Origin of the sequence: Alkalibacterium subtropicum (assembly GCF_900112455.1) — a bacterium.
GTDB classification, from domain to species: Bacteria; Bacillota; Bacilli; order Lactobacillales; family Carnobacteriaceae_A; genus Alkalibacterium; species Alkalibacterium subtropicum.
Genome location: NZ_FOLT01000019.1, coordinates 1 through 23669, shown reverse-complemented (window position 1 = coordinate 23669; position 23669 = coordinate 1). Strand labels below are relative to the sequence as shown.

18 protein-coding genes and 1 pseudogene are annotated in these 23669 nt (G+C 45.3%); 4 read left to right on the top strand and 15 right to left on the bottom strand.

The features are described 5' to 3' along the window. Positions 1–63 precede the first annotated feature (63 nt). On the bottom strand, positions 64–216 hold the full coding sequence (locus BM049_RS11925) for a hypothetical protein (RefSeq protein ID WP_177188702.1): 153 nt from the start codon (positions 214–216) through the stop codon (positions 64–66). 429 nt (positions 217–645) lie between these two features. Here BM049_RS11925 and BM049_RS10920 point away from each other — a divergent pair, with 429 nt between their 5' ends. Together BM049_RS10920 and BM049_RS12220 are read left to right on the top strand one after the other, a co-directional pair. Continuing rightward, a complete protein-coding gene (locus BM049_RS10920) occupies positions 646–1854 on the top strand; it encodes a quaternary amine ABC transporter ATP-binding protein (RefSeq protein WP_091531647.1) in 1209 nt (402 codons plus the stop codon). Then, positions 1844–3647: pseudogene (locus BM049_RS12220) on the top strand (ABC transporter permease/substrate binding protein). The gene BM049_RS10920 and the pseudogene BM049_RS12220 overlap by 11 nt, the downstream one beginning before the upstream one ends. 271 nt (positions 3648–3918) lie before the next feature. Here BM049_RS12220 and BM049_RS10905 read toward each other — a convergent pair. From BM049_RS10905 to BM049_RS10840, 14 genes are all read right to left on the bottom strand, one after another. Further along, positions 3919–5094 (bottom strand): cation:proton antiporter, encoded by a 1176-nt coding sequence (locus tag BM049_RS10905; protein WP_091531641.1) that lies wholly within the window; start codon positions 5092–5094, stop codon positions 3919–3921. Between the two features lie 79 nt (positions 5095–5173). Beyond that, positions 5174–5821: a pyroglutamyl-peptidase I gene (pcp, locus tag BM049_RS10900; protein ID WP_091531638.1), complete on the bottom strand. Its 648-nt coding sequence runs from the start codon at positions 5819–5821 to the stop codon at positions 5174–5176. Positions 5822–5963: 142 nt separating this feature from the next. Continuing rightward, on the bottom strand, positions 5964–7061 hold the full coding sequence (locus BM049_RS10895) for a hypothetical protein (RefSeq protein ID WP_091531637.1): 1098 nt from the start codon (positions 7059–7061) through the stop codon (positions 5964–5966). Between the two features lie 233 nt (positions 7062–7294). Continuing rightward, positions 7295–7504 (bottom strand): heavy-metal-associated domain-containing protein, encoded by a 210-nt coding sequence (locus tag BM049_RS10890; protein WP_091531634.1) that lies wholly within the window; start codon positions 7502–7504, stop codon positions 7295–7297. Between the two features lie 19 nt (positions 7505–7523). Continuing rightward, positions 7524–10010: a heavy metal translocating P-type ATPase gene (locus BM049_RS10885; RefSeq protein WP_091531631.1), complete on the bottom strand. Its 2487-nt coding sequence runs from the start codon at positions 10008–10010 to the stop codon at positions 7524–7526. 14 nt (positions 10011–10024) lie between these two features. Further along, complete coding sequence (locus tag BM049_RS10880) at positions 10025–10453, bottom strand: CopY/TcrY family copper transport repressor (RefSeq protein ID WP_091531628.1); 429 nt, start codon at positions 10451–10453, stop codon at positions 10025–10027. Positions 10454–10635: 182 nt separating this feature from the next. After that, positions 10636–11160: a YcxB family protein gene (locus tag BM049_RS10875; RefSeq protein WP_091531627.1), complete on the bottom strand. Its 525-nt coding sequence runs from the start codon at positions 11158–11160 to the stop codon at positions 10636–10638. An 83-nt stretch (positions 11161–11243) separates the two neighbouring features. Beyond that, positions 11244–11957: a cysteate racemase gene (cuyB, locus tag BM049_RS10870; RefSeq protein WP_091531624.1), complete on the bottom strand. Its 714-nt coding sequence runs from the start codon at positions 11955–11957 to the stop codon at positions 11244–11246. A 30-nt stretch (positions 11958–11987) separates the two neighbouring features. Next, complete coding sequence (locus tag BM049_RS10865; protein WP_091531623.1) at positions 11988–13559, bottom strand: Mur ligase family protein; 1572 nt, start codon at positions 13557–13559, stop codon at positions 11988–11990. 108 nt (positions 13560–13667) lie between these two features. After that, positions 13668–14876 carry a M15 family metallopeptidase gene (locus tag BM049_RS10860; RefSeq protein ID WP_091531621.1) on the bottom strand — a complete coding sequence of 403 codons (1209 nt, stop codon included), beginning with the start codon at positions 14874–14876 and terminating at the stop codon, positions 13668–13670. A gap of 85 nt (positions 14877–14961) precedes the next feature. After that, the gene (locus BM049_RS10855) at positions 14962–15678 is read right to left on the bottom strand and encodes a TraX family protein (RefSeq protein ID WP_177188701.1); all 717 of its coding nucleotides are present in this window, start codon (positions 15676–15678) and stop codon (positions 14962–14964) included. A gap of 30 nt (positions 15679–15708) precedes the next feature. Then, a complete protein-coding gene (locus tag BM049_RS10850; protein ID WP_091531615.1) occupies positions 15709–17274 on the bottom strand; it encodes a Mur ligase family protein in 1566 nt (521 codons plus the stop codon). 58 nt (positions 17275–17332) lie between these two features. Next, the gene (locus BM049_RS10845; RefSeq protein WP_091531613.1) at positions 17333–18523 is read right to left on the bottom strand and encodes a carboxylate--amine ligase; all 1191 of its coding nucleotides are present in this window, start codon (positions 18521–18523) and stop codon (positions 17333–17335) included. 3 nt (positions 18524–18526) lie between these two features. Continuing rightward, positions 18527–19903, bottom strand: coding sequence for a M20 family metallopeptidase (locus BM049_RS10840; RefSeq protein WP_091531610.1), 1377 nt, complete (start codon positions 19901–19903; stop codon positions 18527–18529). A 423-nt stretch (positions 19904–20326) separates the two neighbouring features. On the opposite strand from BM049_RS10840, the gene BM049_RS10835 reads away from it, so the two are divergent. Next, on the top strand, positions 20327–21733 hold the full coding sequence (locus BM049_RS10835; RefSeq protein ID WP_091531609.1) for an MATE family efflux transporter: 1407 nt from the start codon (positions 20327–20329) through the stop codon (positions 21731–21733). 311 nt (positions 21734–22044) lie between these two features. After that, positions 22045–23418: an MATE family efflux transporter gene (locus BM049_RS10830; RefSeq protein WP_091531606.1), complete on the top strand. Its 1374-nt coding sequence runs from the start codon at positions 22045–22047 to the stop codon at positions 23416–23418. Positions 23419–23669 lie beyond the last annotated feature (251 nt).

Here is a 23669-nt window from a genome sequence, read left to right as displayed (position 1 = left end):
CTCTTTCTTTATTATATTAAAAAATAAAACACAATACCGCTTTCGACCCCTCACAGTAACTATTCAGCAGATCAGTACAAGTTCAGAGATCGGTTCATTGAAGACAGTAGTTGTATTGGGCGAACCAGACCCGGCGGCATCCTTATAGAATGAATATTTAAAACCACCTAAACCAACTAGCCTACATTCCTTCTCGATTATTAAAATTTCACTCATAATATTCAGACAATTCACCTGTGGATAAGTGCTTTTCAGAGCTATAACAGTTAATGATACCTACAATTTCATAAGTTGACTTTCAGAAAAAACGCACAAAACGGGAACATCATCCTCAGTCTTTTCTTTTTTCACAAAGTTTATTACGAACGAAACCGTTTTGTCACCATTTTGTCATTTTTAATCAAATTCTTAGAATGGTGTTTTTACAGTCTGCGTAACCGATAACATTTTGCTTAAAAAGATCACAGCAGGGCCAAACGTTTTACTGTTGTTCTCATGATTGGTATAATTAATGTTGTGCAAAGGACATCGATAACGTCTGTTTTTCCTTATTTTTACGCTATTTTATACACACAGACGTTATCTGTTTAATGATTGAAGAACGCAAACAGAAGACAAAACTATTTTTAAGGAGGCTGTAAATCTTTGGCAACTAAAGTTGAAATTCAAAATTTGGTCAAAATATTTGGCAAAAAAGAAAAACAAGCTTTAGAGCTAGTCAAGAAAGGTCATTCAAAAGAAGAGATTCTTGAGAAGACAGGAGCAACAGTTGGTGTCAACCAGGCTAGTTTCAAAGTAGAAGAAGGCGAAATTTTCGTTATTATGGGACTTTCCGGTAGTGGTAAGTCAACGCTTGTGCGTATGCTCAACCGTTTGATCGAACCGACCGAAGGAAATATACTGATCGACGGTGAAAATGTCTCTCAGATGAACAAGGAAGACTTGCGCCGTGTTCGTCGTGAAAAATTATCAATGGTGTTCCAGAACTTTGGACTCTTCCCTCACCGTACCATTCTCGAAAATACAGAATACGGGCTAGAGGTACAAGGCGTAGATAAGGAAACGCGTCAGAAAAAAGCTGAAGCGGCACTTGATAATGCCGGACTTCTTCCATATAAGGATCAGAAGCCTAACCAGTTATCCGGTGGGATGCAGCAGCGTGTCGGATTGGCGCGTGCTTTAGCAAACGACCCGGAAGTATTACTCATGGACGAAGCATTTTCAGCACTTGATCCGCTTATCCGTCGTGATATGCAGGACGAACTGCTTGAAATGCAGGAAACCATGCACAAAACGATCATCTTCATTACCCACGATTTAAATGAATCACTGCGTATCGGTGACCGCATCGCCATCATGAAAGACGGAGAAGTGGTACAGGTCGGTACGGGTGAAGAGATCCTGACCAATCCTGCTAACGACTACGTAGAACGCTTCGTCGAAGACGTTGACCGTTCTAAAGTCCTGACGGCAGAAAACATTATGATCCGTCCTCAGACTCTGCGTGCAAGCAAACAAGGACCAAGAGTCGCTGCACAACAAATGAAAGCTGAAGGTCTTTCCAGCATGCTGGTCATAGATGATAATCATCAACTGAAAGGCTATGTCACTGACAAGGATGTCTTATCTGCTGTTAAATCGAACATTCGAAATTTCGACAACATCTTGCGTACAGACATTCCTAAAGTATCTAAGGATACCTTGATCGGTGATTTATATGATATTATCTACGATTCAGACACACCTGTCGCAGTTGTAGATGAAAACAACAGATTAGAAGGTATCGTTATCCGTAGTTTAGTTATCGGTGCCTTAGCGAAAGAAAGAGAGGAGGAATCTAATAATGGAGAATAGTATTTTAGATGTCATCCCAGAAATTCCTGTAGCCGATTGGATGGCCACTTTCATCGATTGGCTGACAGATAACCTTTCCTGGCTCTTTGATGCCTTGCGTGACAGTGGTGACTGGGTCATGGACTCAATGACAGAACTACTGCTTCTTATTCCGCCGGTCGTATTCATTATCCTGCTTACTGCACTGGCATTTTTCGCAGGCAGCAAAAAGTGGGGCCTGCCAACCTTTACGGTGCTGGGCCTGCTCTACATTTACAACCAGGGATTATGGGAACCACTGATGTTTACCATCACACTGGTTATCGTAGCCAGTTTACTATCCATCATTATTGGGGTGCCCCTCGGCATACTCATGGCTAAAAGTGAGATCGCGAACTTTATCATCACGCCGGTTCTTGACTTCATGCAGACGATGCCGGCGTTCGTTTACCTGATCCCGGCTGTTGCCTTCTTTGGGATCGGTATGGTTCCTGGTGTATTCTCAGCTGTTATCTTCGCTCTGCCACCGACTGTTCGTTTTACTAACCTTGGTATCAGACAAGTGTCTGATGAAATGGTGGAAGCCGCTCAGTCATTCGGTAGTACGGGCTCTCAGCAGTTGTTCAAAGTTGAGCTGCCATTAGCTAAAGCAACGATCATGGCTGGTATCAACCAGACTGTCCTGCTTGCTTTATCAATGGTCGTTATCGCCTCAATGATCGGTGCACCCGGATTAGGAGAACGCGTCATCAACGCCTTACAGCGTGCTCAAGTCGGACCTGGGTTCGTTGCAGGATTCGCATTAGTTGTTCTGGCTATCATCTTAGACAGAACGCTGCAAGGCTTTAACAAAGACTAATCGTATTTAATAATCAAACTAAGATTCACAAAATTTAAAAGGGGTTTTTATATTGACTAACACATGGAAAAAATTAGGATTCACAGCACTATCTGCTTCAGCACTATTCCTGGCCGCTTGTTCAGATGACGCTGATACAACAGATACTGGCGAAGACACAACTGAAGGCACTGTCGACGGTGAGATCAACCTTGCTTATGTGGCATGGGACTCAGAAATTGCTTCAACAAACGTTATTGGTCAGGTACTGGAACAGGTCGGTTATGACGTTACGCTGACTCAACTAGATAATGCCATCATGTGGGAAGCTGTAGCTAACGGCGAAGCTGACGCAATGGTTTCTGCCTGGTTACCAGGTACTCACGCACCGCAATTCGAAGAATACTCTGATGAAATGGTTCACTTAGGACCTAACCTTGAAGGTGCTAAAATCGGTTTAGTCGTTCCTGAATATATGGATGCAGCTTCTATTGCTGACCTGACGGATCAAGCTGATCAGACGATTACAGGTATCGAAGCCGGAGCCGGTGTTGTCGCAGCCGCAGAGCGAGCAGTCAATGAAGACTATGACAATCTTGAAGGATGGACTGTTCAGACATCATCATCAGGTGCGATGGTTCAACAACTGGATGACGCCATTGAAGACGAAGAAGATATCATCGTAACTGGCTGGTCACCACACTGGATGTTCCAGTCTTATGACTTGAAGTATCTGGAAGACCCTGAAGGATCATTCGGTGGCGAAGAAACCATTGATACCTTCGTCCGTACTGGTCTTGAAGAAGACATGCCTGAAGCCTACGAAATCCTGGATAACTTCCACTGGGATGCTGCTGACATGGAATCAGTTATGTTAGAGATCCAAGAAGGCGCAGACCCTGAAGAAGCTGCCCAGAACTGGATCGACAACAATGAAGAAACAGTTTCTGAATGGACAGAAGGCGTAGTAGAATAAATTATCGCTATTTAATATAAAAAGGGTAGAGCTCAATATGAGCTCTACCCTTTTTTTGCATTTAAAGTTTCTTTTCCCTTCGATTCATAACGACTTCTGCTGATACTGCCAACCCATCAAATCAATGATCTGTTCAGAAGATATCCATTCACAAAAGTGCTTTAAAGTTATTGTGACTAGTTCTCCTTACTTTTCCTCGGGAAGGGTTCACTTCACCAATGCAATACACATTTAGATCAGCTTTAAAAACAGCTCTTCCCATAAATTTTTCTTATTCAGCTTTTTTCAATAATCGTGGGGCTGACGCATAAATAGCCAAGGCACCCAGCGGCGCTGTCAGGACGATCGACAGGACAGCAAAAGCCAGCATGGTTGCCCCCTGTTCCACACCTAAAGCTAAGGGAATGGCACCTATAGCTGCCTGAACTGTAGCTTTAGGCGTATAGGCGATCATACAGAATAGACGCTCCCGAGGATTCAGGGCACTCTTCGCTGTCGCCAGCCAGACCCCGACACTGCGAGCGACCAGACCGACCAGAATAATCAGCACACCTGTCATCCCGGCGTCTAACGCCACCTGAATGTTGACCTCAGCTCCCACCAGCGCAAATAATAGAATCTGCAGGACCACCCACAAACTCCCAAGCGCAAGAGAAAACTCTTTGGACTGTCTGGGTATTAGTTCAAAAAGGATGAATCCGATCGTCATAACACCCAGTAGGCTCGCTATCCCGATATACTCGCCAAACTCGACAAATATGATGGTTATACCTAGTAACAGCACCAGTTTTTCCGTATACCTTCTGTCTATCGCTCTGAATACGATGACAATTAAATACGCAAGTACGCCACCAAGCAGGACCCCTCCTAGAATACTCAGGGGAATACGTCCAAGATCGAGAAGCAAATGGCTTTCTCTGGCCCCAGTTCCCAGGCCCAGAAAAAATGTAAAGAGCGTGATTGCAATAACATCATCAATAGAGGTGCCGGCTAAAAGCAGAGTAGGAATCTGTTTATCTTCCCCGAGTCTTTTCCCTTTCAAATCCAGCATGCTGGGTACGACGACTGCCGGTGAGACTGCGGCAATAATAAAACCCAGCATACCCGCTTCTGCTAGAGAGAAACCCAGCAGGTAGTATGTCAGGCCCAAGACCGTCAAACCTTCCATAATACATGGAATACTGCTCATCTTGAGTGCAATTGTCCCCACTTGGCGGATATGCTCTTTTTTTATACCTAATCCTGCTCGCAGTAAAATAATGATCAGCGCAAACGTACGTATTTCCTGTGAAACAACCAGCAGAGAGGGATCAAGCCAGTTCAGCATATAAGGGCCAGTGAGGACGCCAACAACGAGCATCCCGATGAGCGGCGGCAATTTTGCCTTTGAAGCCAGTTTGCCTCCTATGTATCCGAGTATCAGTAGTAAGCCCATTCCTGTCAGCATTTGCATTCTTCTTTCTCTATAATTTTTATATCAAAAAGGCAGCACGGCAAAGCCGGCTGCCTTTTTACTCTATCACGGATCAGTGGATCGCGCCACCCATTTCCTTAATGTCTTCTTGGCCATCTCTTTCAATGATTGCTTCGATCCCGGCTTTTAGACCTTTTACAATATCCGCCAGGCTCATTGAAGGCTGGTTCGGTTTATCTATTACTTGTTCAGGGATAAACGGACAGTGGATGAAGCCACCTGTTTTACCCTGAAAGTTCTTGTCGATCATATATAATACCTGATACATGATGTGGTTACATACAAATGTCCCGGCCGAGTTGGAGACGCTTGACGGGACGTTCGCTTCTCTCATTTTTTCAACCATTGCCTTTATAGGCAGAGAACTGAAATAAGCAGCAGGCCCGTCTTTTTTTATTTTTTCATCGATCGGCTGCTGCTGATTATTATCAGGTATGCGGGCATCATCGACATTGATCGCCACGCGTTCGGGTGTGAGGCCGCAGCGTCCGCCCGCCTGTCCAATACATAGGATAACATCTGGATCGACTTCCCGGACTTTTTCTTCAAGTACTTCAGCAGTCAGATGGAACACTGTAGGCATTTCCATCTTCACTATTTCTGCCCCCCTGACTGAATCGGGCAGCAATTTTATTGCTTCATAAGCCGGATTGATATTCTCTCCTCCAAACGGGTCAAAGCCGCTGATCAGAATTTTCATTTTATCTTCCTTTCAGTTTTGCTGATTTTATACAAGGTCACACTGTCCCAATAATTCCAAGCAGATCTTAAAGAAAAAAGCATCAACAAACCGAATAGATAAAGCATTCAGTCCATTGATACTTCAACTATTGAACATGTTGTTACCGTGAGCGCCGGTCGGAATCCACACGTGTCCACTCAATACGTGTATCCATATCTTCCAGGCGAACGACCTGACGACACTGATAGGTCTGATACCACGATTTGATGTTAGGTGTCATACTATTGATGAAACGCTCATAGTTCGCTCCTTTAGGGGTCTGCCAGGATTCAGGGAAGGTCAAATTAATGATTGCTTTTCCCCGCTGGTACAACACATTATACTTTCCTTTTAAAAAGCCGGCTTCACCCGAAGGACGGATCGTGAACTCACCATAAAACGGTTTGGCTTCGATGACTTCTTTGTGGTTTGGAAAAACCGGAGAAAAGCTGACTTCTACCGGATGTGTTTCATGTTCCAGGGTCATGCGTTTCAGCTTGTATAACCCTTCGTCATTCTCATATAAGTAAGTGTGATGATCGGTTTTTGCTACTCCCTGTTCATCGATCTCCACCTGTTCCAGTGTGTATTTTCCGGCTTTATTAAAGCTGGCCACGACGGAATTCGTTGAAAATTCAACATAATACCGTGACTGAAAATCTTTAGGAAAGACAAAGGGATCGACCTCTTTAACGATGCCGTCAATTGACAGGAAAATATCTGTATCGCGTTTTCTGGCAAAATCAAAATCATAAAGGAAAAACAGCGGCATAGAGTGCGGTTCTTTAATATGATTCCCGACAGACGGGAGCCAGGTCAGCGGTTTCGATTCTTTTTCAATGCGTTCATCTACATAGAGGACGATGCGACGATCGTGTTTGTCATTGAACACAAACCCGGCATCCAGTCGTCCATTGACATGGTTAAAGTAAGCTTCATCGAATCTGACGTGGAACCTTTCTTTTAACCCTTTTCCGCCGACAGCTAGTATTTCATCTTCTTCTTTGATCGTCAACGAGTCCTGTACATAGGAATCCCGATATCCGTCTTTTCTCCATGCCAGCACACGAAAACCCGAACCAGTTTCCTCACTCTCGATGTAATGCAGTTCAAATGCGTCGTACTCGGAATCAGGATTTTTATGAAAATGGAACATCGCCATCTGTTTTATGGGTGACAATTCGATTCTGAATGGGACATAGGCTTTACCTTTACTCATCTTCTCACCTTCTTTTATGTGTCTTTACTAACATTTTAATTTATACTCGTTGGTTTTATGATACACTATTTTTTCTTTTCTGTAAGCCATTTTGTTTCCAGACGAACAAAAAAGCTAGCGATTACATCCTTGACCCAACTGTTAATGTCTCATCTTACGTGTTTTTCGTCTACATATACAAAAAAAGACATATCTCTCACAATGACTCGAGAGACATGTCTTTCACATGCAGGTTAATTCAGAGATTCGACTGTATAGCTGGTGTCTGCTAACGCTTCTTCCAGCTGCGCTTTGGTCAGCTGCTGAGAAGATTCAAGCGTTGCCTGCTTCTCATCCAAGTTGATCGCCACGTCTGAAACACCATCGATCTGTGCGAAGGCTGCCTTTACAGAGTTTGCACACCCGTTGCAGCTCATTCCTTCTACTTTTGCCTGATAGTTCATATCTATCTCTCCTTCATTATTATTTATCACTAACTGTTTCAGCCAGTGTGGGTTTAAAGTTTTTTAAACGCAGGGCATTTAATAATACTGATACCGAACTGAAACTCATCGCTGCCGCAGCAAAGGCCGGATTCAACAGCGGTCCGCCAAGCAGATACAGACCGCCCATGGCGACTGGGATGCCAACCACATTATAGGCAAAGGCCCAGAACAGATTCTGCTTGATGTTTTTCAGTGTGTCTTTACTCAATTCGATCGCTGTCAGTACTTCTTTGATATCACTGCGCATCAGGACGACGTCTGCAGACTCTACAGCGACGTCCGTTCCCGATCCGATAGCTATACCGATATCGGCTTGAGCCAGAGCCGGAGCATCATTGATCCCGTCTCCGACCATGGCGACTTTTTTGCCTTCCTGCTGAAGTTTCTTCACTTCGTTGGCTTTGTCTTCCGGCAAGACATCACTCAGGACACGGTCGATACCGGCTTGTCTGGCCACAGCATTGGCTGTGCGGGTATTGTCACCGGTGATCACAGCGATCTCGATTCCCTGTTTGTGCAGTGCTTCGATCGTTTCCACGCTATTTTCTTTCAGGGTATCGGCTACGGCAATGATGCCTTCCACGGTATCGTTAACGGCTAAATACATCGGGGTCTTCCCTTCATCAGCCAGCTGATTGGCTATCTCTTCCATTTCAGCTATAGAGAAACCTTGTTCGGTCATCAGTTTTTTATTGCCGAAATAAAGGGTAGCTGAACCCACTTCTGCAAGCAGCCCCTGACCCGGGATCGCTTCAAAATGGGATACATCGGTCACTGTCAGTTTATCCTTTTCAGCCTGTTTTACAATCGCCTCGCCAAGCGGGTGCTCACTGCCTTTTTCAGCAGAAGCAGCCATCTGAAGCAGGGTTTCTTTTTCAAAGGAAGACTGGTCGCGCACAACGATATCTGTGACGACGGGTTTCCCTTCCGTCAGTGTGCCGGTTTTATCAAACACGATGGTACCGACATTATGGATCGTTTCAAGCGCATCACCACTTTTGATCAGGACACCATGTTCAGCACCTTTACCTGTGCCGACCATGATCGCTGTTGGAGTTGCCAACCCTAAAGCACATGGACAGGCGATGACCAGCACCGATATCAATATGGTGAGGGCAAAAAGGAAACTCTGACCGGCGATCAGCCAGACCAGGCCGGACACAAGTGCAAGTCCCATCACGATGGGCACAAAGTAGCCAGTAATAACATCCGCCAGCTTAGCAATCGGTGCTTTTGATCCCTGCGCTTCTTCCACAAGTTTAATGATCTGAGAAAGGGTCGTATCCTTGCCGACTTTGGTTGCACGGTAATCGATCGAGCCATTCTTGTTCATGCTGGCACCGATGATCGGGTCCCCTGTTTCTTTCGCGACCGGCATACTTTCCCCCGTCAGCATCGATTCATCGACGGCTGTACGTCCTTTGACGATGATTCCGTCTACCGGCATTTTTTCACCGGGACGCACACGGATAACATCACCGGGCGAGACTTCTTCGATTGCTACTTCTTCTTCCTGACCATCATGAACGATACGTGCTGTTTTCGGTGCCAGGTCCATCAGCTTTTGTATGGCTTCTGACATGCGGCCTTTCGAACGTTCCTCCAGATATTTACCGAGGGTATGGAAAGCTAAGATCACTGCTGATGTTTCATAATAGAGCATCATAGCCAATTCGGCATTGTTAAAGAGAATGGCATAGGTTGCACCCAGACTGTAAATGAAGGCGGCTGCCGTTCCCAGTGAAATCAGCGAGTTCATATTGGGATGCCCTTTAGACAGCGTCTTGAATCCCTGCTCAAAATATGTCTTTCCTGACCAGACGACAGGGAGAGTCAGTGCCAGCTGCAGTAGGGCGAAGTTTCCGGGATTGGTCATCGGGTCAATAACGGCCGGCAGCATCAAGCCTACCATCGGTCCCATGGATATGATCAGTAAGGGAATGGTAAAGACAGCGGAAAGAAGCGTACGTTTCTTATACATTTCTTCTTTAGACAGTTTCTCCGCTTCATCTGGACCTGTTATTTCCACCTGTTCCTCTTCTTTAGGAACAGCTTTATACCCGGAACGCGAAATAGCATCGGAAATATCTCTTACTGACAATTCCAGCGGATTATAGGTGACCGACATCTTCTCTGAAGCCAGATTGACTGATGCTTTTTCCATGCCGCTGAGTTTCACCGCCGTTTTTTCAACTGTCGAGGAACATGACGCACAGGTCATGCCTTCAATGTCAAACGTTTTGGTCACATATTGCGGCATAACCATTTTATATCCGGTCGCATCGATCTGTCTTTCCAGTTCTTCCGGATCAAAGGCGCCTTCTTCCACTTTGATATTCAGTTTTTCTGAAGCCAGGTTGACGGATGCATCCGTCACGCCCGCCAGTTTCTGAGCTGTCTTTTCTACTGTAGAGGCGCATGAAGCACAGGTCATGCCCTCAATGGGGTACGATTTAGTTTCCATTTAATATTTCCTCCTTAATGTACACAGGAACATTGTCCAGGCGTACATGTACATTTAACTATTTCCGGGGCAACTGCTTTTTTCTTTTCAATAAGGGTTGCCAGGCGTTCCAGGTCGCTTTTGCTGATGACACTTTTCTCCAAAATCGTCTCTATACTGCGGCCGACTTTTGTATCACACATCTGATCGAGCAGATCATCTATGGATTCGTCGATGCTTTCTTTCTCAGAGACCAGTGGCCTGTATTCATACTTCCGTCCCTTTTTTTCTGTAGAAAGCATCCCCTTTTTTACTAAACGGCCAATAAGCGTTTTAGTTGTAGCCAGTTTCCACTCTTTTTTTTCTTTTAAGATCGCATTGATTTCTTTACTCGTAATCGGGTGCGTCGTCCAGATGACACGCATGATTTCCCATTCTGCTGGTGAAATCTGATGCTCATGCATACTTATCACTCCTTATGTTTACAAAAGTAAACGTTAATCTCTTTTTATAGTTTACAACCGTAGTCATAAAAAGTCAACAAAAAAACTATCCTTTCTGAAATATTCAGTAAAGAATAGTTTGAGTAATTGAAACAGATTTTATTGGGACAAACCGTTATATACCCGGTATGGGGATTCCCACCTCAGTCGTTCTCTAACTCCGTTTGGGACAGGTTCTGCACTATAAGACTTTTGAATCGTCTCATTTGATCTTCTGTCTGAAAAAAGCGCTTCGGTAAGACCATCGCTTTATTTTTAGATAGATAGAGCAGATACATTTCTTTATGTTCCCGGGCTTTCAGAAAATCAGTCCATTCATACTGGTTTTGCGATTTTCTGACAACCTGGGTCACCCCTTCTTGTTTAAAGGTATAGCTGATCGTAAGCTTGATAAGCTGATCGCTTTTATATTCTCTGACAGCAAAATGCCTGCGTGTTCTTTTTGCAAAATAATAGAGCAGGCTTGAGAGTAAGAGGGAGGGGATCCCGGAGATCAGGATGATCAGGATAATATCCCCGGACATGGGGATTTGAAAAACGAAGAAAAGAACGATAAAACATAAGACAAAATACACCTTGAGGAGTTTACCCAAATGATAATGGTTGTATTTTATAAAATCTTCCAAAGTCAATTTCCCCGATATCTGTATGATCTCTTCTGTCGTCAAACGTCTCTCTCCTTCAGTTTCTCTGTTGATGTTTACCTAAACTGTTTCCGGGCCAGTGATGTGAATCCTTTTACCTGAGGATATTAATCGGCCGTTTTGCTTTTTGTTAAATCTCTTGCGGCAACCCGCATCGGATCGATAAAAGGGACGGTCATGTCATCGGAGTGAAGGACCAGTTCCACTTCCGTGCAGCCACCAATGATCAGCTCGCAGTGTTCTTCTTTAATCAGCCGGTCAGCGACTTCAAGGAGGAGCTGTTTGGGCCCATTGCCGGTATTGCCCTGCTTGATGCCGTTCTCCCCGTATATAGCCCGCATCACCTTGTTCTCCTGTTCGAAGGCATTTGGGTACACGATTTCTTTATTGAGGAGATGCTGCTGGAATAAACCGGTCTCTTTCGTGGCACTTGTCGATAAGACGCCGATTTTATCTACATCCGGATAGTCTTCATTAATATATGCATTAAGCCCTTTCAGCACATGGTGGATAGGAATACTCACTTCATTTTGAATAGCACTGTAAAAATAATGAGCCGTAATGCAAGGCATGACAGCTACGGTCGCCCCCGCCTGCTGCAGGTTCTTGGCTGTCCTGACCATTTCTGAAACCGGTGAAGGACCGTCGTACAAGATAGCCTCTGTGCGATCAGGTATTTTAGGATTGCTGTCGATAATTGTACGGAAATGGTCCTGATCTTTCTGCACTTTTGTCTCTCTGATCACTTTCCTGTAAAAGCTTGCTGTTGCTTCAGGGCCCATACCACCCAGGACACCAATGACCTTCTCCTTATTTTTCATACGATCCCTCCCGTTCCGATTCTTTACCGTTTACTTCTTTGATCTTTCTAAAATCGATTCATCCATACCCGCTACTCTGTTTTTTAAAGGACTCAATACATCCGCTTCATCCAGATCCGGTCTTTGTTCGAGGATCTTATTCAGGATATATTTCGCTCCAAAATCCATCCCTTTTCCGCCTGTGAGCAGGATGACATCCCCGGCTTTCACATCCTTTAAACTGGCATCCAGAGCTGGCGGCATTTCCTTATAATAGTCGATGGCCACTCCGGTTTTTTCCAGTTCTTCTCTGACTACCTTCAATTCTTCATCCAATACTTTATCTTTATTTTTCATATGCGATTCACTGATCGTCAGGATGATTTTTTCAAGACCGAGTCTAGGGATCCATTCCGCCAGGGTCTGTGCGTTTTCTCTATTGACCTGGATACCTCTGTTCCCACGAACAGCATAAACTAAATGCAGATCGTTGTATTCCAATTGATTCAATGTCTCCAGGGTGGCTTCGATATTTTCTTTATTGACAAAGTAATCATCTATGATTTTGAACTCTTTATTGTAGATGATCTGGAATCTTCTCTCCACACCTTTAAATCTCTCTATCCCCTTTTGGATCGTTTCTATCGGCACACCACTTATCAGTCCGATAGTGATGGCAACGAGGGCATTATAAACAGAATGATACCCGACGACTGAAATAGACACAGGAAAAGAAACAGGTTCTATAACCTCGCCACTGACCATTTGAAACGGTTCACGAATCTCAACAGTGAAGTCAGCCCCTTGAGGAGTCAGATTCAAGTTCGTGACCACGATGTTCCCACTCTGATCCTCTATGCCGTAGGTAACGACTCTCGCAGCCGTCTGAGTCTGCAGGTCAGCGGAATAACGGTTGTCGAGATTTAAAACAGCGAACTGATCCGCGCCTGCATCCCGGATAAGGCTTGCTTTGGCGTTATAATACTCTTCGAATGACCCGTGCAGATCTATATGGTCAGGACTCACATTGTTCAGCGCCACGATATTGAAAGCCACATTATTGACTCGGTTCAATTCTAAAGCGGATGAAGACACCTCCATAGATACATGGGTGATGTGATTCTCATTCATCTTTACGAAATATTCCTGCAGATCAAGAGATTCTGGCGTCGTTAATTTACTCGGCTCGGCTTTATCTGCATATTTGACCATGACTGTGCCCACTAAGCCAGTTGCCCAGTTGTTTTCTTCAAAAATGGCCTGCGTCATATATGTCGTCGTTGTTTTCCCGTTCGTAGCCGTTATCCCTACAAGGAACAAATCTCTGGAAGGATACTGGTAATACCTTGCAGACAACGCTGCTAAAGCCTCTCGGCCATTCTTCACCAGAAACTGCGGTACAGCTAAATCAGGAAGAAAACGTTCCACGATCAGTGCCACTGCGCCCTTATCTACAGCTTCCGCAGCGTAATCATGGCCATCTGTCTCATATCCTTTTACACAGACAAATAAGGTGCCAGGCAGGCAGCTGCTTGAATGGTAGGCGATTTTATCTATCTCGATACTTTTTTGGTTCCTTGACTTTTCTACTTCTATTGCTTCTAATAATAATGATAAATCCATTTTTATCTCCCAACATTAATGGCATTTGTCGACTGACAATGCTGTCTGACTGATACCTTGTCAGCCTTTTTTCCGCTGATCACAATCAGAGTCGATCAAGCTTCTCTTTCACTGCGCAGGCGTGATATCTTCCCAGAAAGGCGCACGGTTTACTGTTTCTTTGATGAGAAACTTTCCGTTCCCCGCTGCTTTCTCAAGATCCTCCAGAGCATCAACATCATTGAAATGCCACCATTCTGAGGCTAGAGGATTAAAGCCGGCTTCAACCATATAACTCTGGAGTTTCAGTGCAGGTTCAGCCATTTTCGGATTGACAGCGAGCTCTTTCCAGCCTTCACGGTCGGCTGAAGCGATCGGTCGATTGAAAACCGCTGACTCTACACTTAATTCATGGATCGGTGTGTGCATCGTGTATTCTGTATACTCTTGGACTTTCAGTGCTTTGAAGTCGCCGATCGTCTGATCTGTCAATTCTTCCACTTTAGCGAGGCTGAGATCGATCGCCATCCCCCGCTGATGATTTGAGACTTTCATGTTGATGAACCAAGTGAGGCTCCAGGGTTTTTCAGTAATTCCTGCAGCTACTTCTTCATTTTCCTCGGCCAGCTTCTCCATTTCTTCGTTAACGAGCAGCTGAAGTTCTCTCGGTCGGAATGTTTCGTAGACGACGAGAGTATCACCATTCTGCAAAGCGAGCTGCTGGGCATGAAAAACTTTCTTGGCCGTTTGATACAGAATGGGCATGACGTACTCTTCTTCTTCCAGACGTTCATTATAGTCGATCATCGGATTGAGCGGCTCACCTGTCAATTCAGGGATATCCATATAAGAGGTTTTAAACCGCGAGTCATAACTGTTTGTATGATCATAAATGATGGACGGGACCACATCCGGTAGATTGATGAAAGCGAAGCGGTGTTCGATCCAGCCTTCAAAAGAATCTGCTTCTACCTGCCAGTAGTCACCGGCTTCGCCTTTTATTTTAAAGGGAGTCCCCGGCTTTAATTCTCTGATTACCTTCGCATCCACATCAGGATCTTTATACAGGGTCTGGTTCACTGAGGTATACCCTGCTGCCCCGATAACAGGCAGCTCGAAGGATCCCTCCATGTACCACACCGGCAGCTCCGGCTTTTCCTCACTGTTTGCACCCTCAGTTGATTCACCATCTCCAGTCTGTCCTGACGGTGCTTCATTTTCTCGTCCACTCTGATCCTGCGCTGGTGACCGCTCTAAGTAAAGCACGATGCTGACGATCACGATCGAGAAAAGCAGAATGATGAGCAGGCCATTTAAGAACGGTTTCTGTTTCTTCAAAGTCAAAGCTCCTTTTTCTGATAAACCACTAGTCTGTTCCGATTTAATTTGTCTTTACACAGTATAAGACCTTAGGTGCTCCAGGTCAAAACATCTTCAATGCATAAAGGAATATCAGATGCAGAGGATAGAACCAGTAAAAAGCCCACTTCGTGAACCAGGTTCTTTTCCCCGGCTTTCTGTTGTAATAATAAAAGAACGGTAAGGCCAGCAGACTCCCGAAACGATACGTGACTTCAGCTCCATACTGCTGCAGGCCGGGGATGATATAGAATAATAATGTAATGACGGCGAAGCCAGTGAGTTTAAAACCCATTCGTTCTCTGAACAGCCCGAAGTTCAGTACCCACAGTACGGCAATATAATTCCAGTTGGCCGGGGCGGCAAGAATCAGGCTCGCTCCCACGATCAGGACCTTCCAGATATCAGCAAGTTCGTCAGTCGTTGCTGCTGTCAGTGCGATCAGCCCCATCAATAAAGACCAGAAGACACTGGTGGCCTGAAAAAAGCCGAAATTAAAGTACACTACATAAGGTATATGAGAGATCAGAGCAAAGACAAACAGCCGTTTTGCGTAGGCTTGTTTATCCGATGTGTAATGGTGACCTTCCGCCACGAGATACGCGATAAGCGGAGCGGCCAGCCGTCCGAACAAGTGCAGACTCCAGCTGGTTGCTGTCCCCTCTTCAGTGATGACCCGTGAAAAATGATCGACAAACATAGAGGTGATAGCAATGATTTTGATCAGATTGGCATTAAAGCCGACATTTTTGATATGTGAAAGCGAGAATGGATTTTCCATCATAACCCTCCAATACTTTGAAACCGGATTTTAGTCGTCGCCTAAAAATGATTCGTCGATACCGGCCACGCGTTCTCCGAGGGGGGCCAGCACTTCTTCTGCATTGAGATCCGGGCGTTTGTCAACGAGCTGATTCAGGATATATTTCGCTCCAAAGTCCATTCCTTGTGCACCGCCGATCAGAATGACGTCCCCGGTTTCGACCTGGTCGAGACTGGACTCCAAAGCATCCGGCATTTCTTTATGCAGTTCGATCTCTACGCCGACTTTGTCCATCTCTTCTTTGAACGCTTCTAATTCTTCAGGCAGGACATCGTCTTTATCGATGACATGTGATTCGCTGAGAGAAACGATCACTTTTTCCAGACCTAACTTAGGCGCCCACTTTGCAAGGGTCTCTGCGTTTTCACGGTTCGTTGTCACTCCACGGCTGCCTCTGATGGCATAGACGATATGCAGCTTTCTATAATCCATTTTCATCAAGGTTTCCAGCGTGACCTCTATATTTCCGGCATTGGCAAAATGGTCGTCTACGATTTTAAAGTCCTTTTCATAGATAAACTGGAAGCGACGTTCCACGCCTTTGAAACTTTCGATGCCCGACTGAATCGTTTCGATGTCAACACCGCTGATCAAACCGATGGTTATCGCTGCCATGGCATTATAGACAGAATGGTAGCCGGCCACAGACAAGCGGATGTCGAAGGCTGTTTTTTCAACGGTATTACCATTGATCGTTTTAAAAGGCTTGTTGATTTCTACAGTGAAGTTCCCTCTGCCGGTAGACAAATCGATATCCCTGCACTGAAGATAACCTGAAGTATCTTCAATGCCATACGTGACGACCGTTGCCGGTGTTTCATTTATCAATAAGGCAGAATGCGCATCATCCAGATTCAATACCGCAAACTGATCGGCTCTGGCCTCACGGATCAGACTCGCTTTGGCATTGAAGTATTCTTTAAATGAGCCATGCAGATCGATATGTTCACGGCTGATATTATTCAGGGCTACGATATCAAAGGAGACACTGCCCACACGGCTTAATTCGAGGGCAGAAGAAGAGACTTCCATCGTGACGTGTGAAATGTTTTCCTTGCGCATTCTGTCAAAATACCCGTGCAGATCCAGCGATTCAGGTGTAGTCAAAATGCTTGGGACCAGTGTATCACCGTATTTAACCATGACGGTCCCGATCAGACCCGTCTTCCAGTTGTTTGCCTCTAAAATCGCATTCGTCATGAAGGATGTAGAGGTTTTGCCGTTAGTGGCCGTAATCCCGATCAGTGTCATATCCCGGGAGGGGTGACCATAATACTGATCGCCCAATGCGGCGAGTGCTTTTCGGCTATCCGCCACACGATACTGCGGGACACTGATTTCCGGAAGGAATTCTTCAACGATCAAAGCTACAGCACCGTTATCCACGGCATTCTGCGCATACTGATGGCCGTCTGTCTTATATCCTCTGATACAAACGAACAGCGAATCTTCTTTTGCCTTTCTGGAATGATAGGCGATCGTCTGGATTTCAACATTTTTTTCGTTCTTAACTTCTAATACATTTATAGCTTGGAGCAGCTCAGATAATTGCATAAGTTCGGTTCTCCCCTTTTAAGACATTCACTCAATACAAGAGAATCTCTTTTTTATTTTACCTTTGTACTATCTTATTTTTGACTTTATTTGCAAGACCACCCACATAATACAGGCCGGGCTTTGGATCGCTGCGTGCCCAGATCGAGCCGACTCTTTTTTCTGTATAAGTTTTCAGTATGTTTTTCCATGACAGCTGGCCGGACTTCACATACGCACGGGACGCATGCAGGTCCTCATACATGTAATGGAAGGCCAGATCGGTCGTTTCTTTCAGACTGTCCTGACCGATTTCCTGCTCCGTCAGTTCCTTATAGGCTAAAAGCGGCATATTGAAGCCCAGTTCTGTCAGCATCTGGTTAAAATTCGTTGTGCGGACATTGATTTCAATGAGGTAATACTCGCCGGTCTTTTCATCTTTTTTGAACTCGATTTCAGCAAAGCCTTTATAGCCGATCGCCTCCAGGAAGGGTGCACCGATCTCATGAAGTTCCGGTACAAATTTCTGCTTGATGTAAACAGAAGCACCGAAATTGATCGGATACTGGCGTTCCTTTTGAGCTGTCACCCAGTGTGTGACTTTTGAATCCTGGTTCAAGTAGGCGTCGAAAGTGTACATGTGGTCGTCAAACCCTTGCACCAGCTGCTGGACGACTACTTCGATCCCGGCGTCTTTGACTTTTTTCAATCCTTCTTCGAGTTCTCCGCGGTTCGTCACCTTGAACAGTTTCTTCCGGAAAGTGGACACAAAGGTCGACGAATCAGACGGTTTGATGATGCAGGGATAACCCAGATCCCGTTCGACTTCTCCAACGACGTCGTTCTGTTTGACCTGGATCGTTTTCGGGACCCGGACATTATGCTGCTGGGCCAGGATATACAGCTTGTCTTTGTCGATCAGATCGCTCCAGAAGCCCTGTTCAGTCTGATTGATCAGATAAAATTCTTTCAGTTCATCCAGATACGTGTCGATAAACTCAACATAAGGATCAGCTGAGGGATACAATACCGGTTTATGATCCTGATTTTTAGCATAGCCGATCAGGAAGTCCTTGAATTTATCCGCTTCTTTTTTGTAATGCGGACCGATCAGTTTTTCAGTCACATATTTGGAGTGGCGGGCATAGGCACCTTCCTCCTGATAATCTACGACAGCCACTGGGACGCCATGTTTCCCAAGGCTCCTGATAATGCTCAGTCCGATATAATAATTGTTGCCCAGAACGACAGCTTTGTGTTTGGTTTCCATTCTTTATTCACTCTCTCCATTGCTTTGCTGACTGTCAGTACAGCATAAGCGATATATAGTTTCAGCATAGATATCCATGGCCTTATAAAATTCATCCAGTTCTATGCCTTCATTCTCCTGATGTTCAAGACTGACACTTCCGGGGAAATGGGCACCGAAAGCGACCATATTCGGCATCGCGCGTGCATAAGTGGCTCCGCCGGATACCATCGGCTTGTTTTCTGTGTCTCCTGTTTTTTCCTGGTAAATAGCCAGCAGCGACTGGACGAGCTCGCTGTCTTCAGGTACATACAAGGAGTCCAGAAAATCATGTTCTTTATATTCCAGTCCATACGCACTGATTGCGTCTTTTACTTTTTCTACAATGACTTCTTTGTCGTAAGTTACCGGGATCCTGATGTCCAGCATAGCCTCAGATGTGTTCTCATTGATCGCCAGTGTACCGACGTTCAAGGTCAGTTCGCCTGACACTTCATCCTTCACTTCACCAAACAGCGTTTCACCATTCGTTTCCATACCGATTTTTTCAGCTAAAAATGATAGCAGCGGATGAGGCTCTATGTCGACCAGCCCCTGGGCCAGACGCGTCACGGCATTTTTCCCTTCTCCGGCCTTGCTTGCATGCACACTTTTCCCTTCCACAACGATGCCCTCTTCTGACTGATGATACGGAATATCTTTGTCAGTCAAGATACGGCTCAGTTCTTCCTGCTGGCCACCTTTGTATCCTGCCCGTTCCGGCACGACATTCGGCGCGCTCCCGCATTGCAGTTTCAGTTTAGATGCACCCGGCCCAATGACCTTGGCCTGAAGCAGACCTTTTTCAGCGTAGGTAAGCGGGAATTTGGAATCCGGCACAAATCCAAGGCTAGGAAACTCTTCCTTTTCTTTGTAATGATCCATGCCACGCCACAGGATTTCTTCATCTGTACCGAAAATAAAGCGGATTTTTTTGTTGAAGGTTTCGCCTGCATCCACGACAGCCTTGAAGGCATAGAGGGCAGCAACGGTTGGACCTTTGTCATCCTGCGACCCGCGTCCGTAAAGCACGCCATCACGCTCGACTCCTTTAAATGGATCGGATTCCCATTTCTCTTTATCGCCTTCTGGAACGACATCCAGGTGACAGAGGACCCCGACTGTTTCTTCGCCTTCTCCATATTCTGCGTAGCCATAAAAGCCTTCCGGATCATAAAAAGTATCCATGCCTAATGTTTCGCAGATAGACAGAGTTTCTTTCAGCGCCTGGTCGACCTCTTTTCCAAAAGGGGGATAAACCTCTTCAGGCTCTTCAGTCGTGTTGACCGAAGGAATCGCTATGAGTTGTTTGAGTATGTCCAGACTGTCATTCTTAATTGAATCTGTTAAATAATTTTTCATGAGTATTCTCCTTTTCTGTTCTACTTATTATAGAACATTTTTATTTATCCTCTTGTTAATCACGTTACTCGATATGTGCAAAAAGTCAACTATTCCTGTCCGCTTTTGTGCAACAAGTTACTTCTTTCATTATACCTCATAATTGTTTATCATTCTTTACGAATCCACTACGATTTCACCACTGCTATCCTTTATTGGAGTCACTGCCATAGGACAGATCCGGCTGACTGTCTTTTTTGGCTTATTTTTCTCCAGTCTGACCGGCCAGTTTTGACTTTTTTTAAAATAGTGAAATTAAGCCTTGTTTTTACAGTCAATAAAGCTATAATTATCTGGTACTAATAAATCTAACCATCTGGCTTATTTTTTTGCCCGGAAGTGACACTTTGTCACAATGTGTTCAGACCCACAGGAGTGATTACAATGAAAAAAGATATGACCCACGGTAATCCGATCAGACTGATCCTTGGATTCACCGTTCCTTTACTTATAGGGAACCTGTTTCAGCAGCTTTATAACATGGCAGATGCCTATATCGTCAGTCAGACGATTGGTGTAACGGCCTTTTCAGCTATCGGTTCCACTTTGAGCCTGCAGTTTCTTATACTCGGCCTGGCTATCGGTATTACAGCCGGTTTATCGGTCATCACTGCCCAGCGCTTCGGACGTAAAGATGAACAGGCGCTGCGAAAGAATCTGGCAACCGGCCTGATCATCAGCCTGACGATCGGCATCACGCTGACCTTTTTGACCACGACCTTTACAGAAGAGATTCTGACCATCATGAAAACACCGGATGAAACCTTCACATACGCTTATGACTACTTGAATGTCATGTTCAGAGGTATCGGTGCGGTTATTCTTTTTAACTATCTCGCAAATCTGCTGCGTGCTTTAGGCGACAGTAAAACGCCGCTGTACTTTTTGATCGTTACTTCCATTTTAAATATTGTGCTGGACTATGTCTACATTCTTGTCTTTGATTTGGGCATAAGAGGAGCGGCTTTAGCAACTATAACGGCCCAGATCACATCCAGTGTTCTGACGATCTGGTTCATATGGAAGAAAGTGCCTCTGCTGCGCATCCATAAAGAGGACTGGAAACCGGATAAAGCGGAATTCAAGGAACATTTGCGTATCGGTCTGCCTTATGGTTTTCAGTACTCCATTATCGCCATAGGCTCCGTGGCCATCACCATGACGCTCAACCAGTTGGGGGCGCCGGCTGTTGCTGCGTTTACTGCAGCTCAGAAGATCGACTCGGTCGCCGTGTTGCCGCTGCAGTCTTTCGGGATAACGATGTCGACCTATGCCGCTCAGAATTATGGTGCAAGAAAACTGAACCGGGTCTGGTATGGTGTGAATCAGGCGCTTAAAATGAGCATCGGCTACAGCGTGGTGATCGGACTCATTCTTCTGATCTGGGGCAGGACGTTTGCTACTTTATTTGTGGGGGCAGATGCACCCGCAGAAGTTATGCAAATGATACAGCAGTATTTCTTGGCCAGCGCTACTTTGTACGCTTTATTATCTGTCTTGTTTATATACAGACATACCTTACAAGGTCTCGGCAACAGTTTGGCTCCTACAGTCGCAGGCATTGGAGAATTAGTGGCTCGTATCATTGCTGCCTTTTTCTTATCCTTACATTTAGGATTTGCCGGGATCGTCATAGCCAGTCCTCTAGCCTGGCTTGCAGCCGTGGTCCCGCTGGTATGGGCTTATCGCGCGACCAAGCGTGACCTGTCCGGCAGAATGCCTGTCAGTATCGAGACTGAACCGGACTTTACTCTTGACCAGCTGGAACCGTCACCCTCAAAAATCAAATAAGGTTTTTAAGAGCATGGATCTCAGCGATCCGTGCTCTTTTTCTTATTATCATTTTAATCAATTTCTCATTTTTCATATTTTGTCTACATTTTCAAAAATATCCTTTTATATCAAGGAAAAGCCCTGTTGAGCAAATGAAAACGGCTACTATTTTCATGGTTTTTTTCGTTCACAAAACTGTCAAGTTTACCTTCGTTTACGGGTTGTAATCACATGTAATCTGCCTATACTTATCCAAAGACCTAAAAAATGAAACGCATTGAAAACACGTCATAAAAGACACGAACAACCCAAAACGGAGGAATCATTTTATGAACCAGGATATGACCAAAGGTAGTCCCTTAAAACTCATTTTACTCTTCACTTTACCTTTAGTGATCGGAAATATATTGCAGCAAATGTACCAGATGGCAGACACGTACATCGTCAGTCAGACCTTAGGCGTCAATGCCTTCGCAGCCGTCGGATCCACGCACAGCATCAACGTCCTTGTTTTAGGACTTGCGATCGGATTGACATCCGGTTTATCCGTTATCACCGCTCAGCGTTTCGGCAAGAAAGACGAAAAAGCCATCCGCGAAAATCTGGCAGCCAGCGTGATCATAGCCGGTGCCGTGAGCGTCGTGCTAACTGTATTAGCTGTTTCGTTCAGAAGAAACATTTTAGAATTCATGAACACACCCAACGAACTGATCGGTTTTGCGAACGATTATCTTACAATGATGTTCATCGGCTTAAGCGGCATCGTATTATTCAACTTAGTCTCGAACCTGCTTCGCGCCATTGGCAATACAAAAGCGCCACTTGTCTTTCTGGCTATTGCATCCGTCTTGAACGTGGTTTTGGATTTAGTCTTCATTTTAGTTTTTAATATGGGTGTGGCCGGTGCCGGTTTAGCGACCGTCATTGCGCAGTTCATCTCTGGACTGATCGGACTCGTCTACATTAAACGCAGTGTGCCGCTTTTCCGCATCCATAAAGAAGACTGGGCAGCCGGAATGAAGCAAATCAAAGAACACTCAGCGATTGCTTTCCCGATGGGCTTCCAGACATCACTTATCGCGATCGGTATGATCGTCGTAAGTATGACTCTGAATACGTTAGGCCCTGAAGCTGTAGCCGCAACGACTGCCGCACAGAAAATCGATTCCCTGGCCACCAAGCCTTTGATGGCCGTGGGTGTGACGATGGCGACTTACACGGCTCAAAACTACGGTGCGGGGAACCTTGATCGTGTGTGGGAAGGCGTTCAGAAGGTCCTGAAAGTGACGACCATCTACAGCATAGTCGTCGGCGCCATCCTGATTTTCTTCGGTCAGTATTTTGCTCTCTTGTTTGTCGGCCCTGAAAATACGGAGATCCTGGAAATGACGCGTCTGTACTTCATCACGAACTCAACATTTTATGTTCTGTTGTCATCACTGATCGTTCACCGTTATACGCTGCAGGGCTTAGGTAAAAGTACTGCGCCGACCCTTGCCGGTTTATTCGAACTCTTCGGTCGGGTCGGTGCCGTCCTGCTCCTGACACATTCATTAGGCTTTGTCGGCGTCGGATTATCCAATCCGATCGCCTGGGTCGGTGCACTGTTCCCACTATTGGGATCATATTACGCACTGAAGCGTCAGCTGACTGGCGGCAAAACAATCAAACCTTTCAGAAAACTGGCTAACGTCATCAAATAATTTGTTTATCATGTCCCAACTGTCTGTGTGATGGTTGGGATTTTTTGTTTATTGTGACGTGGCGTTGATTCGACGTTCTCCAGGTAGTTTTTTACTGAGTGATGCTAATGGTGCCTTCATTAGGTGTACTCACGGTGTTTTGTGTTTGAGTGATGTCATTGACGCCTTCATTCGACGTGCTCACGGTTATTTTTGTTGGAGTGCGTCCATTGACGCCTTCATTCGACGTGCTCACGGTTATTTTTGTTGGA